The sequence below is a fragment of the Streptomyces sp. NBC_01092 genome (genome assembly GCF_045039535.1).
In the GTDB taxonomy this organism is placed as follows: Bacteria; Actinomycetota; Actinomycetes; order Streptomycetales; family Streptomycetaceae; genus Streptomyces.
Genome location: NZ_CP108659.1, coordinates 9,586,959 through 9,603,467 on the forward strand (window position 1 = coordinate 9,586,959; position 16,509 = coordinate 9,603,467).

15 protein-coding genes are annotated in these 16,509 nt (G+C 70.4%); 11 read left to right on the forward strand and 4 right to left on the reverse strand.

The features are described 5' to 3' along the window. Positions 1-9: 9 nt before the first annotated feature. Positions 10-1,176, reverse strand: a complete 1,167-nt coding sequence (locus OG254_RS43350; RefSeq protein WP_405593245.1) for a phytanoyl-CoA dioxygenase family protein — start codon at positions 1,174-1,176, stop codon at positions 10-12. A 107-nt stretch (positions 1,177-1,283) separates the two neighbouring features. Here OG254_RS43350 and OG254_RS43355 point away from each other — a divergent pair, with 107 nt between their 5' ends. Further along, positions 1,284-2,303, forward strand: a complete 1,020-nt coding sequence (locus OG254_RS43355; RefSeq protein WP_405593246.1) for a LacI family DNA-binding transcriptional regulator — start codon at positions 1,284-1,286, stop codon at positions 2,301-2,303. Positions 2,304-2,492: 189 nt separating this feature from the next. On the opposite strand, the gene OG254_RS43360 is transcribed toward OG254_RS43355, so the two are convergent. Beyond that, positions 2,493-3,653 (reverse strand): Gfo/Idh/MocA family protein, encoded by a 1,161-nt coding sequence (locus OG254_RS43360; protein ID WP_405593247.1) that lies wholly within the window; start codon positions 3,651-3,653, stop codon positions 2,493-2,495. A 133-nt stretch (positions 3,654-3,786) separates the two neighbouring features. On the opposite strand from OG254_RS43360, the gene OG254_RS43365 reads away from it, so the two are divergent. From OG254_RS43365 to OG254_RS43375, 3 genes are all read left to right on the forward strand, one after another. Continuing rightward, a complete protein-coding gene (locus OG254_RS43365) occupies positions 3,787-4,794 on the forward strand; it encodes a LacI family DNA-binding transcriptional regulator (RefSeq protein WP_405595543.1) in 1,008 nt (335 codons plus the stop codon). A gap of 200 nt (positions 4,795-4,994) precedes the next feature. Continuing rightward, positions 4,995-7,766 (forward strand): hypothetical protein, encoded by a 2,772-nt coding sequence (locus OG254_RS43370; RefSeq protein ID WP_405593248.1) that lies wholly within the window; start codon positions 4,995-4,997, stop codon positions 7,764-7,766. A gap of 12 nt (positions 7,767-7,778) precedes the next feature. After that, entirely contained in the window at positions 7,779-8,741 is a 963-nt protein-coding gene (locus tag OG254_RS43375; RefSeq protein WP_405593249.1) for a M28 family metallopeptidase, read from the forward strand. On the opposite strand, the gene OG254_RS43380 is transcribed toward OG254_RS43375, so the two are convergent. Next, a complete protein-coding gene (locus tag OG254_RS43380; protein WP_147995630.1) occupies positions 8,731-9,075 on the reverse strand; it encodes a cupin domain-containing protein in 345 nt (114 codons plus the stop codon). The genes OG254_RS43375 and OG254_RS43380 overlap by 11 nt on opposite strands. A 207-nt stretch (positions 9,076-9,282) precedes the next feature. Between OG254_RS43380 and OG254_RS43385 the strand changes: the two genes are divergently transcribed. From OG254_RS43385 to OG254_RS43415, 7 genes are all read left to right on the forward strand, one after another. Beyond that, on the forward strand, positions 9,283-9,933 hold the full coding sequence (locus tag OG254_RS43385) for a GntR family transcriptional regulator (RefSeq protein ID WP_405593250.1): 651 nt from the start codon (positions 9,283-9,285) through the stop codon (positions 9,931-9,933). Between the two features lie 99 nt (positions 9,934-10,032). Further along, complete coding sequence (locus OG254_RS43390) at positions 10,033-10,824, forward strand: PIG-L deacetylase family protein (protein WP_405593251.1); 792 nt, start codon at positions 10,033-10,035, stop codon at positions 10,822-10,824. After that, positions 10,821-11,525 (forward strand): 4-carboxy-4-hydroxy-2-oxoadipate aldolase/oxaloacetate decarboxylase, encoded by a 705-nt coding sequence (locus OG254_RS43395; RefSeq protein WP_405593252.1) that lies wholly within the window; start codon positions 10,821-10,823, stop codon positions 11,523-11,525. Before OG254_RS43390 ends, OG254_RS43395 begins: the two co-directional genes overlap by 4 nt. Positions 11,526-11,557: 32 nt before the next feature. After that, positions 11,558-12,616 carry a 4-oxalomesaconate tautomerase gene (locus OG254_RS43400; RefSeq protein ID WP_405595546.1) on the forward strand — a complete coding sequence of 353 codons (1,059 nt, stop codon included), beginning with the start codon at positions 11,558-11,560 and terminating at the stop codon, positions 12,614-12,616. Beyond that, positions 12,613-13,563, forward strand: a complete 951-nt coding sequence (locus tag OG254_RS43405; RefSeq protein WP_405593253.1) for a catechol 2,3-dioxygenase — start codon at positions 12,613-12,615, stop codon at positions 13,561-13,563. The genes OG254_RS43400 and OG254_RS43405 overlap by 4 nt, the downstream gene beginning before the upstream one ends. Before the next feature lie 128 nt (positions 13,564-13,691). Then, the gene (locus OG254_RS43410; RefSeq protein ID WP_405593254.1) at positions 13,692-15,020 is read left to right on the forward strand and encodes an MFS transporter; all 1,329 of its coding nucleotides are present in this window, start codon (positions 13,692-13,694) and stop codon (positions 15,018-15,020) included. A 192-nt stretch (positions 15,021-15,212) separates the two neighbouring features. Further along, a complete protein-coding gene (locus tag OG254_RS43415) occupies positions 15,213-15,506 on the forward strand; it encodes a hypothetical protein (RefSeq protein WP_405593255.1) in 294 nt (97 codons plus the stop codon). Here OG254_RS43415 and OG254_RS43420 read toward each other — a convergent pair. After that, positions 15,499-16,440 (reverse strand): alpha/beta hydrolase, encoded by a 942-nt coding sequence (locus tag OG254_RS43420; protein ID WP_405593256.1) that lies wholly within the window; start codon positions 16,438-16,440, stop codon positions 15,499-15,501. The two genes, OG254_RS43415 and OG254_RS43420, sit on opposite strands and share 8 nt — an antisense overlap. Between the last annotated feature and the right edge of the window lie 69 nt (positions 16,441-16,509).

Genomic DNA, 16,509 nt, shown 5'->3' on the forward strand with positions numbered 1-16,509 from the left:
CGGCTCTGGTCAGCTCTGGCGCCGCTCGGCGCCGGCCCGTAGCTCGCCTCGCAGAGCCTCGGGAGTCCATGCCTCGCGCAGCGCGCGGCGTACGACGTCCGCCTGGGAGGGCGGGGCGAGGCCGTCGACCGGCGGGTCGCTGTCGAGGTTGGTCGGGAAGGGGTAGCCCTCGGCGCTCGCGGCGATCACGTTCGCCGTCCACGCCTCGTCCGCGCCCTCGCTCGCACGCTTCAGCAGCACGGGGAACACGGCGTTCGCGACCGCCTCCCGGTCCACCGTCTCCATCGCCCGTCCGAACGCGGAGGACACCTGGAGCAGGTTCGCCATGCGCCGGATGCCCGCCGACCGGTTGGTGCCTGCCGCGTGGAACAGCGCCGGGTTGAAGAAGGCCGCGTCGCCCTTGGCGAGGGGCAGTTGGACGTGGTGCGCCTCGAAGTACTCCTGGAACTCGGGCAGCCGCCACGCGAGGTAGCCGGGCTCGTACGTCTGCGAGTACGGCAGGTACATCGTCGGCCCGGACTCCACCGGCATGTCGCAGTGCGCGACGGCGCCCTGGAGGGTGAGTACGGGGGAGAGGCGGTGGACGTGGGCCGGGTAGGCCGCCGCGACCTCGTTGGAGAGGAAGCCCAGGTGGTAGTCGCGGTGCACGGTCTGCGCCGCGCCGCCCGGGTTGACCACGTTGACCTGCGAGGTCACCTGGTAGCCGGGCCCGAGCCACGCGGAGGAGACCAGCGCCAGGATGTCGTTGGCGTAGTAGTCGGCGAAGGCCTCGGGGTCGTAGAGGGCCGCCTTCTCCAGCGCGTTCCAGACGCGGTCGTTGGCGCCGGGCCTGGCGAAATGGTCCCCGGCGTTCGCTCCCGAGGCGCGCTGCTCGGCGATCAGGGCGTCGAACACGGCACTGAGCCGGTCGACGACCGCCGGGTCCGTGAAGGCACCTTGGAGGACCACGATGCCCGGCCCGTCGGCGAGGGCACGGACCAGTTCGGCCCGCAGCGCACGGTCGTCCTCGGCCCTGCGGAGGCGGTCGCTGTCGTAGACCAGGACATTGCGCTCCACGGCCGAGGCGTACGGATAGTCCGCCAGGTCGGTGGTCCGCTCCACGAGCTCACGGAACTCACCGAGATCGCAGTCGGCCTCGGACAGCCAGGACCGGCGGTGTACGGAGGTGAAGGACATCGGCGTCCTCTCGGTGACAGGGGCGGCTCAGCGCTGCCATTCTTGTCATGACAATCCCCTCGAACAACCAGCAGGCGACCATCAAAAACCCCTCAAGGAGCCGTCGCATGGGCCACCCCTTCCCGATCCGGGAGATCGCACGTCAGGCGGGCCTGAGCGAGGCGACGGTCGACCGGGTCCTCAACGGCAGGGGAGGGGTCCGCGAGAGCACCACGCGGGAGGTCCAGCAGGCGATAGCCGACCTGGACCGGCAGCGCACCCAGGTGCGGCTGCAGGGCCGTACCTTCATGATCGACGTGGTGGCGCAGGCACCCGAGCGGTTCACCACCGCCGTACGCGCCGCCCTGGAGACCGAGCTGCCGTCCCTGCACCCGGCGGTCGTGCGCTCCCGCTTCCACTTCCGGGAGACCGGGCCGGTGGACGAGCTGACCCGGACGCTGGACCGGATCGCGCGCCGCGGCTCGCAGGGCGTCATCCTCAAGGCACCGGACGTCCCCGAGGTCACCGCGGCCGTCGCCCGGCTCGCGGAAGCCGGCATCCCGGTGGTGACCCTGGTGACGGACCTGCCCTCCACCGCGCGCCTCGCCTACGTCGGCATCGACAACCGGGCCGCGGGCGCCACCGCGGCCTACCTCATGGGCCAGTGGCTGGGCGAGCGTCCCGGCAATGTGCTGACCAGCCTCAGCAGCGGCTTCTTCCGCAACGAGGAGGAGCGCGAGATGGGCTTCCGCAGCGCCATGCGGACCCTCCACCCCGACCGCACGCTCGTCGAGATCGCCGAGGGGCAGGGCCTGGACGCCACGCAGTACGAACTCGTCCGGGCCGCGCTGGAACGCGACCCGGACATCCGTGCCGTCTACTCGATCGGCGGCGGCAACATCGCCACGCTGCGGGCCTTCGAGGACGCGGGCCGCGCATGCGCCGTGTTCGTCGCGCACGACCTCGACCACGACAACACCCGCCTGCTGCGCGAGCACCGCCTGTCCGCCGTGCTGCATCACGACCTGCGCCACGACATGCGGGAGGTGTGCCACGTCGTGATGCGGGCGCACGGGGCCCTGCCGCCGGCGGGAGCGACGGGGCCTTCGGCGATCCAGGTGGTTACGCCGTACAACATGCCCTCTTAGGCAGTCCGGCGGCTGCGGGTCCGTTGTGGCTGGTCGCTCCCTCAAGCTCTTGGCTTCGCTCAAGCAGAGGGGACCTCCATCGCGGCGCAGCCCCGCGCCCCTTGCGGGGCGTTACTCGCCGGGGAAGTCGATGCCGGATCACGGCGGGATCCGCGATCACCCCGGCGCCGATCACACCCACCCGCACCGTCATGCCGGCACCTCCACGTCCACCCAGGAACCGCTCTCGGCGGAGCGGGACATGGCGTCCAGGACGGTGGCGCTGTGCACGGCGTCCGCGAGGGTGGCGCCGTGCGGGGTGCCCTCGGCGATCGAGCGCAGGAAGCGGTAGGCCTCGATCACCTTCAGGTCGTCGTAGCCCATGCTCGTCGCGGCACCCGGCTGGAACGCGCCGTACTCACCCTGCGCCGGGCCCACGTACAGCGTGCTGACCGGCTGGTCCTGATAGGTGGTGCCCCGGCTGATGCCGAGCTCGCCCATGCGGCGGAAGTCCCAGAAGACCGCGCCCTTGGTGCCGTGCACCTCGAAGCCGTAGTTGTTCTGCTCGCCGACCGAGACCCGGCAGGCCTCCAGCACCCCGCGGGCGCCGGAGGCGAAGCGCAGCAGGCAGCTGACGTAGTCCTCGTTCTCGACCGGGCCGAGCTCGCCGGTGGCGAGGGTGTGCCCGGCGGTGGCGCCGGTCGGGCGGGCCCGCTCGGGTACGAAGATCGCGGTGTCGGCGGACAGCGAGGCGATGTCACCGAGCAGGAAGCGGGCCAGGTCGGCGCCGTGCGAGGCGAGGTCGCCGAGCACCCCGCTGCCGCCGCGCTCACGCTCGTAGCGCCAGGTCAGGGCGCCCTGGGGGTGGGCGGCGTAGTCGCTGAAGAGGCGCACGCGGACATGTGTGACGGTGCCGATCTCACCGGAGGCGATCAGCTCGCGGGCGGCCTCGACGGCGGGCGCGTTGCGGTAGTTGAAGCCGACGGCGCTCTGCACGCCGGCCTTGGCCGCCGCGTCGGCCACCGCGCGGGCGTCCTCGGCGGTCAGGCCGACCGGCTTCTCGATCCAGAGGTGCTTGCCGGCCTCGGCCATCGCCACACCGATCTCGCGGTGCAGGAAGTTCGGGGCGGTGATGCTGACGGCCTGGACGCGCGGGTCGGCCGCGATGTCACGCCAGTCCCGGGTCGTCGAGGCGAACCCGAACTGCGCGGCGGCCTCCTCGGCCCGGCCGGGCACCTCCTCGGCGACGGTCACGAGCTGCGGGCGCAGGGACAGGTGCGGGAAGTGGTGCGGGATACGGGCGTACGACTGGGTGTGCACCCGCCCCATCCAGCCGAATCCGACGACGGCGACGCCGAGCGTGTCCACCATTGCAGCCCCTCTTTGGACCGGTCCATTTTCTGTCCAGGCCACCTTGGGACTCCGCCGTGACCGGTGTCAACCCTTTCCCCGGCCTTCCCTTCCCTTTGACAAGACGACGCAGCTCATGGAACGGTCCATGTCCATGAGACCGCCGACGATCCGTGACGTGGCCGACCGGGCCGGCGTCTCCAAGTCGCTGGTCTCGCTCGTGCTGCGCGGCTCGGAGCAGGTGCGCCCGGAGAAGCGGGAAGCCGTCCTGCGGGCCGTCCGTGAACTCGGCTACCGCCCGAACGCCGCCGCGCGCAGCCTCAGCGAACAGCGCACCCGCACCGTCGGCGTCCTCCTGAACGACCTGCGCAACCCGTGGTTCGTGGACATGCTGGAGGGCCTCAACTCCCTCCTCCACGACAACGGCCTGCACATGCTCCTGGCCGACGCCCGCCTCAACCGCCGCACCGGCCAGGATCCCGCCGGCCCCTTCCTCGACCTGCGGGTCGACGGCCTGATCGTGGTCGGCACACTGCCCGACCCTGCCGCCCTCGGGACGGTGGCCGAGCGGCTCCCTGTGGTGGTCGCGGGCGCGCGTGAGCCGGCGCTGCCCGGCGTGCACGTCGTCGCCAACGACGACGAGCGGGGCGCCCGCCTGGTCACCGAGCACCTCATCGGCCTCGGTCACCGGCGCATCGCGCACATCGCGGGCTACGGGGCCGTCGGCGAGCTGCGCCGGCGCAGCTTCGAGGCGACGATGCGGGCGCACGGCCTCGCGGACGAGGCGGTCGTCGAGGCGAGCGACATGACCGAGGAGGGCGGCTACCGCACGACGGTCCGGCTGCTGAGCCGCACGGACCGGCCGACGGCCGTCTTCGCGGTCAACGACATCGCCGCGATCGGTGCGCTGTCGGCGGCCGAGGAGTCGGGGCTACGGGTCCCGCGCGACCTCTCCGTCGTCGGCTACGACAACACGAGCATCGCCCGCCTGCGCCACGTCTGGCTCACCACCGTCGACAACGCCAGCCACGAGGTGGGCCGCCGCGCGGCCCGCTGCCTGCTCGACCGGTTCGAGGGCATCCGGGGAGCGGGCGAGATCCATCTGGCGGCCCCGACGCTGGAGATCCGGGGGACGACCGGCCCGCCCGGTGAGGGTGAGTGAAACAACCTCAGGAAGCTTCCGTCGTGGGGTTGATGAATACCGTCGAATCCTCAACCTGTCAGCTTTCAAGGACTTTTCGTGTAGCAGGGTGCTGCGCACAGCGTTAGACTTTTTCTGAGCATTCCTGTGTGGGCCCGGGGATCCATCCGCTCCGATCGAGCGTTCTTTCTTACCCTCCACTCCTGTTGGAGGAGGCCATCATGGTTCAGGGTTATGGCGACCAGCAGAGGAACATGCCGGGCCCGGAGGTCGACAAACCGTTGCGGATGGTCCCGCAGGTCGGTGAACGCAAGGATTCCGACGGGGTGTTGCGCAAGTACGTGGATCCCGGTGCGACGCTTTCTCGTGCGCCGACCGCACGAAAGGCCATCGACGGCTTCATGAGGGCGCGCGCCGATGAGCTCAAGGCGGGCGAGGTCGACCTGCGCGAGGTGGATTCGGTCGAGGGTGCGGCCACGCTGAGGGTGCGCTACCAGCAGTTCCACAACGACCTTCCGATCAGGGGCGCCACCATTCAGGCGGTCGCCGACGTCAAACAGGCCGCCGTCATCCAGGTCGATCACTCCGCGGAGGTCGACGTCTCGGACGCTCCCGAACCCGATACCGCCCGCGCCCGCGAGGATCTCGACAAGGCTGCCCTGGCACCGTTCCGGGATGATTTCGAAACCGCCGAAATCATCGAGGACGAACTCGCCTATGTGCGGTTCACGGAACGGCCCACCTTGCCGGGCAGCAACTACCCCACCGCCACGATCGAGTTGCTGAAGAAGGGGAGCAGGCCTGACGGCGCGCTGCACCTCGTACGCGATCTGCTCGTCGAGACCGGCGGGCCATTCGAGCATTTCCGTGTCGTCGTGGACGCCGTCTCCGGAAAACTTCTCTGGATCGCACTCGCCGGAAAATATGTGACGGCCACTCTCAAAGCCTTCATGCCCGATCCGGTGACCGAGTCGAACGACCCCACCATCCACGGTGGTTCCAGCGCGGCCACGCTCAACGCCTTCCGTCACGACGTCACCGCCGAGGTCGCTCCCGCCGACGGCGGGGGCACGTTCCGGCTCGACGGGGACTGGTTCCGCTGCCTCGACTGGGACCCGCCCGCGTTCGCACAGCCCGTGGAGCCGTCACCGGTCTTCTCCTACGCCAGCTACCCGGCGAACCGCGCCTTCCTGAGCGCGAACGTCTACTACTGGCTCGACAACTTCGCGCGCTACCTGCGCACCCTGGGAAACACGACGCTCAACGCCAACATGGTCAAGGTCGAGGTCGACGCGCAGGCGTACAACAACGCCGACCAGAGCGAATGGCACGGGACGCTGACGCCTCCGCGGATCCGGTTCGGGGAGGGCGGCGCGCCCGACGCCGGCGATCTCGGAGTCATCATCCATGAGTACGTCCATGGCGTGTTCGACTGGCTCGAAGCCAACCACGGCGGATCGTTGTCGTACGAGCACAGCGTCTGCGACGCCGTCCCCGCGATCTACCGTGACCGGTTCAACCCGGGCGGGCACCGGCGTACCGAGACGTTCCCCTTCGACAACAACGCCACCGACCAGTGGAGCACCGAGCGCCGGCTGGACCTTCTCCAGCGGTTCGACGACGCGGGCTTCGGCGGCTACGGCAGCGACCTGCGCAACTCGATGCTCGGTACGGCGCTGTGGCGGTGTTACCTCGGCATGGGCGGCGACTCGACCGATCCCGGTGTGCGGATCGCGGCGGCCGACGCGATGATCAGGACGCTCCTCGAGATGCTGATCGTCACCCCGGACGACACCTCCATCGGCGCCGCGCATGCGGTGAGCATGGCCCAGGGCTGCATCACGGCGGACTCGGCGCTCACCGGTGGTCTCTACAGCAAGGTGATGGACGAGGCCTTCGTGAACCAGGGACTGTGGGCGCCGCGGGCGGTGGACCTCTACATCGCGGACAACCCCGCCGACATCGGCGCGCAGCCGAGCGGCCTGCCCTACTGGACATCCCCCGACCTCTGGGTGCGCAACAACGACATCAGCGCCGGCGACAACCCCGAACTCGGTCACGAGCCGCCCATCAACAACAAGCCCAACTATCTCTACGTCCGTGTGCACAATCGGGGGACCCAAGCGGCCACGAGTGGGGCGTTCCAGGTCGAGGCGTTCCGCTGCGACCCGGGCACGGGCATGATCTGGCCGACGCACTTCCAGTCCCTGGGCACGCTCGTGATCAACCAGGCGATTCCCGCGGGCGGCGCGGTGCGGGTCGGACCGTTCGTGTGGACCCCGCAGATCGTGGATCACGAATGTCTGGTCGCCGTGGTGCACGGGGCACCCGACCCCGCCATCACCGCCACGCTCAACGGGCCGGTGCAGCACGACCGGATCGTCCGGTTCGACAACAACGTGGGGCAGCGCAACGTCGCTCCGCAGATGGCCACGCCGGGCGGCAAGACGCACATGACGATCACCCTGCGGGGCGCGCTGACCACCACGCAGGGTGCCTGGCACCTGGACGCGACCGCGCTGCCCGAGGACACCCGGATCTCGATCCGTACGCTGAGCCGCCTCGCCCGGGATGCCGCGCTGACCGACATCGCGGTGACCGAGTCCGGTCCGGTGCGCAGCACCCTGGAAATGAACGGTGGCGACAAGGCGGTCGTGGAGGGGTTCAAGCTGGACCCGAACGAACAGGTGGCGGCCGACATCACCATCGACTTCTCCCACAACGCCGAGCATCTGCGCCTGTATCCCTTCGTGGCGACGCAGTATCAGGACGGTGTCATCGCCGGGCGTCTGACGATCCAGATCACTGCGGTGAGGGAACTGGAGGACTTCTTCTTCGGCAACCCGCACAGCGGTGAACTGCACGTCTCCACCTGCCCGTACTGGTCGAGGCTCGGCGCGGACAGCAAGGTGCCGTTCCTGCGGGCTCAGGACGCGCTGGCCCGCGGATACAACGGCTGCGCGTACTGCCAACCTGCCCTGAACACAGGCTGAAGGCGGCCCGTGATGCCCTACGACACCCCGCTCGAGGACCAGCCCCTCACTCACCCCGACAAGCGGCACCCGCCCAGCCCGGCAACCCGGGTCGCGACGAAGAAGCGCGAGGACAGGCGTACACCGCCGGACGAACTCGCCGCCGCACTCGTCGAGTCGGTGTCGGCCGACTCCCTGCGGAGCACGGTCGAGGCGCTGTCGGCCTTTCACACCCGGCACACGTTCTCGCCCCTGATCGGGCCGGCCGCCGACGAGATCGTCACGCGGCTGGCCGCGGCGGGGTACTCGGACGTGGTCAGACGCGGCTGGGCCAACGGCGGTCACAGCGCCGACAACGTGATCTGCACCAAACCCGGTACGTCCGCCGACAAGCCCGTCATCATCCTCTGTGCCCACTACGACAGCCGCATGGAGGACGCGAACAACGCCACGGCGCGTGCCCCGGGCGCCGACGACAACGCCAGCGGGGTGGCCGCGATACTGGAGGCCGCCCGGGTGCTGGCCCCGGTCGCGCTGTCGTCCACGGTGCAGTTCGTGGCGTTCTCCGGCGAGGAACAGGGACTGTGGGGATCCGCCGCGTATGCCGCGGCGCTCCACGCCACGGGAACCGAGGCCTACCGCGTGCTGAACCTGGACATGGTGGGGAGACCGCCGGCGGACGGCTCCGTGACGGTGGAGCGCGATCTGGGAAACGCCGTACCGGGTAACGACGCCGCCTCGCAGGCTCTCGGCGCGGTCATGGCACAGGCGGCCGCCGACCACACCGCACTGCCGGTCAGGCTCGGTCCGATCTACGCCAGCGACTACATGCCGTTCGAGGCGCACAGCGATGTGACCATCGGCGCCTACGAGGGCGAGGGGAACCCGCACTACCACCGGACGTCCGACACTCCGGCGACGCTCGACTACGACTACCTCGCCGACATCACCCGGATCACCCTCGCGACCGTGGCCGTCGCGGCGCTCACAGATTGATCGCGTACGCCTTGCGCAGCGTCTCGTGCACCGTCCACGTCGTGCGGTCGCCCTCGCGCAGCACGGCCATGTCGCCGGGCCCGACCCGCAGCGTCGCTCCGCCCTCGACCTCGATCGTGGCCGACCCGCTGATCACGACGAACAGTTCGTCGGCCTCGGTGTCGGTGACCACGCCGGGCGTGATCTGCCAGATGCCCCGCACCTGACGCCCGTCCTCCGACTCCCAGACCACCTTGCCGGTCACCTCGGGTGTCCCGGAGACGATCTGCTCCCGGGCGAGGGGCTCGGGTTCGAGTTCGGCGTCGGGGATGTGCAGTACGAAGCTGTGCGTCATGCGGCGACCCTAACCGGGGTGAGAGTGGGAGCGGCCTCGACAGAGTGTGGGGTGTCGGACGGGGCGGCCGGACACTCCGTCGTGACCATGGGCGCCCCGCCGCATGCATGGCCCCCCGATCACCTGTGCCCAATACGGCGGACAAAATTGTTGACAATTCTGTTTGGCTAGATTTACGTTCGACAGGCACTCACTCAGGGAGGGCACATGCCGAACGAAGCCCGTCCGGGCACCGGAGAGCAGGCCAAACAGCATGCGCTCGCGCAGCTGCGGCAGGCGATCCTGCACGGCGAGATGGCACCGGCCCAGCGGCTGGTGGAGAACGAACTCGCCGAGCAGTTCGGTGTGACACGGGCCAGCATCCGCGCGGCGCTCATCGATCTGGAGGCTCAGGGACTGGTCGAGCGGATCCGCAACCGTGGCTCACGGGTGCGGGTGGTGACCGTGGAGGAAGCGGTCGCCATCACCGAGTGCCGCATGGTGCTGGAAGGGCTCTGCGCGGCCAAGGCGGCCGTCGCCGCCAGCGACGAGCAGCTGACGCAGCTGACGGATCTGGGTACGGCCATGACCAAGGCCGTGACCGACGGCGAGCCGATGACGTACTCCGAGGTGAACCAGGAACTGCACGCCAGGATCCGGGAGTTCTCCGGCCAGCAGACGGCCGTAGAGCTGCTGGAGCGGCTCAACGCACAACTGGTGCGCCACCGCTTCCAGTTGGCGCTCAGGCCCGGTCGCCCGCAGCACTCCCTGAGCGAGCACCTGGCCATGATCGAGGCGATCCGGGCCAGGGACCCGCAGGCGGCCGAGGCGGCCGTCCGCGCCCACCTCACCAGCGTGATCGAGGCGCTGCGCGAGTGAGCCGCACGAGTCGGCCGCGCGAGTAGCCGGATGTCTCGGACGGCCGCGTGACTCTGTGCCGGAGGCGGGCGCACACCTGTCACTCAAGGAGAAGCAGTCATGACGCACGCCGTTGCGCCCTCCCCCCAGCCCCCGACCTCGCCCGAGCAGGGGGGAGCCTCATCGCCGCCACGCTCGACCCTCGTCATCACCGCGCACGCCGGCGACTTCGTGTGGCGGGCCGGCGGAGCCATCGCCCTGGCCGCCTCCCGGCGCGAGCGGGTCACCGTCGCCTGCCTGACCTTCGGTGAGCGCGGCGAGTCCGCCAGGGCCTGGCGCGAGGGGAGGAAGCTGGAGGAGATCAAGGCGATACGCCGCGACGAGGCCGAGCGTGCCGCCGCCACCCTCGGCGCCGAGGTCCGCTTCTTCGACGCCGGCGACTATCCGCTGATCCCGACCCCCGAGCTGACCGACCAACTCGTCGCCGTCTACCGCGACACCCAGCCCGACGTCGTCCTCACCCACCCGACCGAGGACCCGTACAACGGCGACCACCCGGCAGCCAACCGCATGGCCGTCGGGGCCCGGATTCTCGCCCAGGCCGTCGGCTACCCCGGCGACGGCGACATCATCGGCGCCCCGCCCGTCTTCTACTTCGAGCCGCACCAGCCCGAGATGAGCGGCTTCAGGCCCGAGGTCCTGCTCGACATCACCGAGGTGTGGGAGACGAAGCGGGCCGCCATGGAGTGCCTCGGCGCCCAGCAGCACCTGTGGGACTACTACACCGACCTCGCCGTCCGCCGCGGCGTCCAGCTCAAGCGCAACGCGGGCCCCAACCTGGGCCTGGCCCACAAGACGATGGCCGAGGCGTACATGCGCCCCTACCCGCAGATCGCGAAGGAGCTGGCATGAGCGGCGTGATCGTCATCGACCCGCCGAAGGCGGAGCTCAGGGACGTCGACGCGCTGGCCGGCTTCGGGGTGGCGACGGTGAGCGAGGCCATGGGGCGAACGGGCCTGCTGGGTACGGACATTCGCCCGGTCCAGCAGGGCGTACGGGTCGCCGGCACGGCCGTCACCGTGCTGAGCTGGCCCGGCGACAACCTCATGATCCATGCCGCCGTCGAGCAGTGCGGCGAGGGCGACATCCTCGTCGTCACCACCACCTCGCCCTGCACCGACGGCCTGTTCGGCGAGCTGTTCGCGACCGCCCTGAAGCAGCGCGGCGTGCGCGGCGTCGTCCTCAACACCGGCATCCGTGACACCCAGGAGCTGCGGGAAATGGGCTTCGCCGCCTGGTCCCGCGCGGTCTCCTCGCAGGGCACCGTCAAGGCCACCGGCGGGTCGGTCAACGTGCCGATCGCCATCGACGGCCAGGTGATCCGCCCCGGCGACGTGATCCTCGCCGACGACGACGGAGTCGTGGTCGTCCCACGCGAACGCGCCCGGGAGACGGCCGAGAAGTCCGAGGCCCGTGAGGCCAAAGAGACCGCCACCCGGGCCGCCTTCCTCGACGGCCAACTCGGCCTGGACCGCTACGGGTTGCGCGAGACCCTCAAGAACCTCGGCGTCCAGTACCAGACCCACGAGGAGTACGCGGGGGAGTCGTCGTGACCACCGTGCCCACTCAGGTGCGCTGTCTGCTCATGCGCGGCGGCACCTCCAAGGGCGCCTACTTCCTGGCCGACGACCTCCCCGCCGACCCGGCCGCCCGCGACGAGCTGCTCCTGCGCATCATGGGCAGCCCCGACGAACGCCAGATCGACGGCCTGGGCGGCGCCCATCCGCTCACCAGCAAGGTGGCCGTGGTCTCTCCCTCGTCCCACCCGGACGCCGACGTCGACTACCTGTTCCTCCAAGTCGCCGTCGACAGACCCGAAGTGACCGACCGTCAGAACTGCGGGAACATCCTCGCGGGCGTCGGCCCCTTCGCCGTCGAGCGCGGACTGGTCCCGGCGGGGGAGAAGCGTACCCGCGTCCGCATCCGCATGGTCAACTCGGGCGACCTCGCCACGGCGACCTTCCGCACGCCGGGCGGGCGGGTCGACTACACCGGTGACGCCGAGATCTCCGGCGTGCCGGGCACGGCCGCTCCCGTCGTGATCGAATTCCCGCCGGGTGCCGGGGAGTTGCTGCCCACCGGCAAGGTCCGTGACGTCGTCGACGGGGTCCGGGTGACCTGCGTGGACAACGGCATGCCGACCGTGCTGATCGCCGCCGCCGACCTCTTGGTCACGGGGTACGAGACACCCAAGGACCTGGAGGAGGACGTCGCGCTCGCCGACCGCCTGCGGGAGATCCGCTTGGAGGCGGGCCGCCTGATGGGGCTCGGCGACGTGTCCGACGCGACCGTCCCCAAGCTCACCCTGCTCGCTCCGCCCCGGGAGGGCGGCACGGTCAGCACCCGCACCTTCATACCGGTGCGCTGCCACACCTCGATCGGGGTCCTCGGCGCCGCGAGCGTGGCCGCCGGGCTGCGGATCGACGGCGGCGTGGGCGCGGAGCTGGCCGAACTGCCCCCCGACAGCGACCGTGTCCGCATCGAACACCCCACCGGATTCCTGGACATCGAGAGCAGCCTCGGCACCACGCCCCGAGGCCTGGCCACCGCCCGCCGCACCGCCGTGGTGCGCACGGCCCGCAAGATCTTCGACGGCACCATCTTCCCCAGGCCCGCCGCACCACCCCGAGGAGGTCACCGATGACCCCGCCGCTCGGCGACATCGCCCACATCGGCCACGCCCAGCTCTTCACCCCGGACCTGGACGCCAGCGTCGCCTTCTTCACCGACTATCTGGGACTCACCGTCAGCGGACAGCAGGGCGACACCGTCTACCTGCGGACCTACGACGACTACGAGCACCACAGCCTGGTCCTCACCGCCCGCGAACAGCCCGGCCTCGGCCGTCTCGCCCTGCGCACCGCCGGCGAGGAGGCACTGCACCGCCGTATCGAGGCCGTCGAGGCGGCGGGCGGCAGCGGCAAGTGGGTCGAGGACGAGCCCGGCCTCGGCAGGCTGTACCTCACCACCGACCCCGACGGACACGAACACGCCCTGTACTGGGAGAGCGAGTACTACCGGGCCCCCGAGGAGCTGCGGCCGGCCCTGAAGAACCAGCCCCAGGCCAAACCCAACCGGGGCGTCGGGGTACGCCGCCTGGACCACGTCAATTTCCTGGCCGCCGACGTGCTCGCCAACGCCGAGTTCCAGGAACGGGTGCTGGGCGCCCGGCCCACGGAGCAGATCCGGCTCGACTCCGGCCGCATCGCGGCGCGTTGGCTGACGTACACGAACAAGTCGTACGACGTCGTCTACACCTCGGACTGGACCAGCTCCACCGGCCGGCTGCACCACATCGCCTTCGCGACCGACACCCGCGAGGACGTCCTGCGCGCCGCCGACCTCGCCATCGACACGGGCGTGTTCATCGAGACGGGCCCGCACAAGCACGCCATCCAGCAGACGTTCTTCCTGTACGTCTACGAGCCCGGCGGCAACCGCATCGAGCTGTGCAACCCGCTCACCCGGCTGGTGCTGGCCCCGGACTGGCCGCTGATCACCTGGACCGAGGCCGAGCGGGCCAAGGGGCAGGCGTGGGGCCTGAAGACGATCGAGTCCTTCCACACCCACGGGACACCGCCGGTCGCCTGAGGCTGGGCCCCTGCCAGACGTCACTCACCGACGGTACTGAATTGTCGCTGAGATTGTTGACAAAATAGTTGACTGTCTTGGGGTGGCTGCTTAGCGTCTGGCGCACAACGCGCGAGAGGAAAACAAGGATGGCGTCCTCCCCCGCCCCGACCGCTCGCGTCGGCAGACTGGCCGTGGTCGCCGTCGGCCTGTGCTGGCTGGCCGTCCTCTTTGACGGCCTGGACATGTTCATCTACGGCTCGGTACTGCCCCACATGCTGGCCGAGAAGGCCCTTGGCCTCACCCCCGACCAGGCCGGTGACCTGGGCAGTTACGCCACCTTCGGGATGCTGGTCGGCGCCCTGACCGCGGGCACGGTCGCCGACCGGATCGGGCGCAGAAAGCTGATGGTGGCCTGCGTCGTACTCTTCTCGCTGGCCTCCGGGCTGTGCGCGATGGCAGGAAGCGTCGCGGTGTTCGGCCTCGGCCGCACCCTCGCCGGCATCGGGCTCGGCGGCCTGCTGCCGACCGCGATCAGCATGGTCTCCGACTACGCCCCGCGCGGCCGCGGCGCCCTCACCATCGGCATGCTGATGACCGCCCACCACGCGGGCGGCATACTCTCCGCCTACGTCGCCCTGTGGGTCGTCGAACCCCTCGGCTGGCGGGCCGCGTTCTGGTTCTGTGTGCTCCCGCTGCTCTTCGTGCCGGTGCTCATCCGGTTCCTGCCCGAGTCGCTGAGCTTCCTGGTCGCCAAGGGCCGCGCCGACGAGGCGCGTGAGCTCGCCGGCCGCTACGAGGTCGAACAGCCCGCCGCCCCGGCCGACAAGCAGGCCGCCGGCGACCGCTGGAACGCGCTGGCGGGCCTCTTCCGGGGCGGCGAGTGGACCCAGACCGTCCTGTACTGGCCGGCCTCCTTCGGCGGACTGCTGCTCGTCTACGGCGTCGCCACCTGGCTGCCCACCCTGATGCGCAGCGAGGGCTACAACCTCGGCTCGGCGCTGACCTTCGTGGTCCTGTTCAACCTCGGCGGCATCGTCGGCATGCTGATCGCCGGACGCGCTGCCGACCGTTTCGGCGCCCCGCGGATCTCGGCGATCTGGTTCGCGCTGACCGCCGTCGGAGTCTTCCTGCTCAGCGTCCACATGCCGCTGGCACTCACCTTCACGGTGGTGTTCCTGACCGGGGTGTTCCTCAACAGCGCGCAAACCATGATCTACGCGACGGTCTCGATCCGCTCCCGCCCCGAGAACCGGGCCACCGCCGTCGGCTGGACCTCGGGCACGGGCCGCTTCGGTGCCGTCTTCGGGCCGTGGCGCGGCGGCCAGTTGCTCGCCGCGAACAAGGGCGACTGGGGCTTCACGGCCTTCGCCCTGGCGGGCCTGTCGTCCATGGTCTTCATCGGGATCGCCGCGTTGCGGGGCTCGAAACGGACGGCCTCCAGCGGCACCGAACAGCAACTGATCGGCGCGCACTGACCGACGGGCGCCGACCTCAGGGGGGAGAGCGGCGTCCGTCATATCAACTGGCCCGTCATATGTACTGATGGTCCGAACTGGGTTATACGACGGTCTCGCGTATTGTTGCGTCATATGCCCGCTGTGACGCGTGGCGGCTCTCGGGACGTCGGGGGCAAGTGAGTTGAAACTTGAAGGGGGACGGGGGACGTGGTGGCACTTCTCGCAGTGGTGGCCGTCATCGGATACATGGCCAGTGCCGGTCTGCCGTGGTGGGTGGTCGCGACCGTGGCCCTGCTGACGGCGGGATTCGCCGCGGGGGTGTCGGGGAGCCCGAGCCGAGGGGTCAGAAGCACCACGACGTCCGGCCCGGCGGTGCAGCCGACCGTGCCTCCGGACGACAGGGGCGTGCCCGTCCCGCCGGTCTCGGCGAACGTGGGCTGCGCGGGCCCGGACGACTGGGACGCCCCGGCGCCGACCGCGGGCGCGGACCGGGCCCTCAGGTGAGGCGCCCGCCCGTGGCCTCCCGCACATGCCGGGCGATGAGCGTGTAGACCTCGCGTGCCTTCGCGTCGTCGGTGCCGTCGTACCCGTGATCGGCACCGGCCACGTCATGGTGCTCGACCAGGGCTCCCGCCCCGCGCAGCCGCTCGGCGTACCGCTCGCCCTCGGCCCGCAGCAGGTCGTACTCGGCGGTGATCAGCAGCGCCGGTGCGATGCCCAACAGATCGGCGGTGTCCGAGGGGTGCGCCGGGGAGACGAGACGGTCCACACGCTGCCGCACGTCCGGGACGTACGAGGTGTCGAAGACGTCGGCCATCCAGGGCCGCAGCATCGGCTTGGCGATGGCGGCGCGCTTGTCCCGGGCGTCCGTCGCCAGGTCGAGCGGGGGATAGTGCAGCGCCTGAAGCGCGATCGAGGGCCCGCCTTCTTCGAGCGCCTGCCGGGCCGCGGCCGCCGCGAGCCCACCGCCGGCGCTCTGCCCGCCCACGGTGAGCCGCTCGCCGTCCCAGCCCTCTTCGGCGCCGTGCTCCGCGACCCACCGCACGACCTCGTACGCCTGCCGGGGCGGCGCCGGGAACGGATGCTGTGGGGCGACGGCGTAGTCCACGTTGATCACGACTGTCCCGGCCTCGACGGCGATGAGTCGGCACAGCGGGTCGTCGACCTCGGTGAGCGTCATGACATAGCCGCCGCCGTGGAAGTTGACGTGCACCGGTGCGGCGGCCTCGTCGTTCGGCGGCAGATACACCGTGGCCCGGGCGGGCGCGATCGACGTGGGGATCGTCAACTCGCGTACCTTGCGCGGGTATTCGGGAAACCGGGCGTGCCAGGAAGAGGCGGACCCGCGGCCGGCGGCGCGGCGTTCCGCCATCACGGTCACGCGCTGCATCACCTTGGCGACACGGGCGGCCACCGGGGGCCGGGCCAGGAGAGACATACGGCTCCGATCGGTCGCGGCCCGTGGGGCCTGCCCACTGCGGCGTGACTCTGTTGAGATAGGCAATTA